1 rRNA gene is annotated in these 1,558 nt (G+C 23.1%); it reads right to left on the bottom strand.

The features are described from left to right. Positions 1–1,351: 1,351 nt before the first annotated feature. Positions 1,352–1,468 (bottom strand): 5S ribosomal RNA (gene rrf, locus NG904_RS07945). Positions 1,469–1,558 lie beyond the last annotated feature (90 nt).

Below are 1,558 nucleotides of genomic sequence, written 5' to 3'. Positions count from 1 at the left end.
ACTTAATCAGTATAACATTTAATTTCTTTTCTGTCAACAAGTTTTTAATAAGTTGAAATTTAATTTCTTAACTTCTTTTTAACTTGTTTGCCACATCTCTCAGCGACGTGTTTTATCTTACCATATATATTAACTGCCTTTACCTCAATATATCTTATTCAAACAATTTATACTTATATTACTCAGTTATTCTTAGTTATTCTCTATAATTCGATTATTGACACACTAGGATAAGTTATACCATAATTTCTATCTATAAAGCGAAAATGATACATCAAATCAAGTGGTTTTTCTGTTTTTTTATATTTATATAAAGTAACTTTTAGTGTCGAATTCTCTCTTTAACATGTTTTTGTAATATTTATATTCTTAATAATATAAATATATCTTATATTAAAGGTAACATTTTTATAATAAAATTCATAAATAATCTATTTAAACTTTTATAAATAATCTTTACCCTAACTTATCATATAAAAATTAACTACATAATTATAAGAAATAACATATTTATAAATACTTAAAAACACTGTTCAAAAATAATTAGTTATTATAAATTTTCTATAAACTAAAGATTATTTTTAAATTTAATTACTATTATAATATACAATTGTGCTTAGATCTCAAGAAAATATTGATCTTTCAAATCAATTAGAATTTTAAATTTACATAGTTACTTATAATTGTGACTATAATATGTATCAATAAATAGATATATTTTAATAGTATCTCTGTACATAATTTAATTGTATAAAGATTTTCAGAACATTATATTAGTTTTTTCCTAAAAATATTAGACATCAAAATCTTATATAGAAAATTCAAAATATCTTTTAAACAACTCAGAAAATCATTACAACTAATGATATAGCAAACTTGAGAATTGTCATAATTATAATAATGTTTTATCTTGTAAAATATCCTGCACTCGCGACGAATAGAAATCCAACTATCTCACAATGTAATTAATATATATGATGGTATTTTAAGTTATTAAAAAAGAAAAAGATCTCTAACTGCCATAATTTAAACTTTTTAAATAAATATATGACATAATGTTTATAAAGTTGTGGATAAACTAAAAAAAGAAAGAAAAAAGTGCAAAACTAATTAAAATAAATAGTATTGCACTTAACATATATAACTTTTACTTAAAAAAGAACAACATCTCATGGACTTTTTTATTTCATCTACAGATAAAAAATTCAAGCCGTCTAACTATATATTGATAACATTAAAATATTTTAAGTTTTAATAGTGTATATTAAACTCTATCTATTATTAACATTACCTTCATATTATTTTTATATACTAAAAAAGAGATAGTTATAAAAACTATCTCTTTAAGCTTACCTGGCAACGTCCTAATCTCCCACACAGTCTCCCGTGCAGTACCTTCGGCGCTATGGATCTTAACTTTCCTGTTCGGAATGGGTAGGAGTGTTACTTCCATGCCATCATCACCAGATGCTATGATTCTCCAAATCTTGATTTGGTTAAGAATCTTGTACTCCTCAGTTTACCTGAGCGAGTTTCATTTTGAAAGAATGTTCTTTCA

Source organism: Clostridium sp. ZBS15 (genome assembly GCF_023845705.1).
Taxonomy (GTDB): Bacteria; Bacillota; Clostridia; order Clostridiales; family Clostridiaceae; genus Clostridium; species Clostridium aquiflavi.
This window is presented reverse-complemented; position numbering and strand designations above follow the sequence as displayed.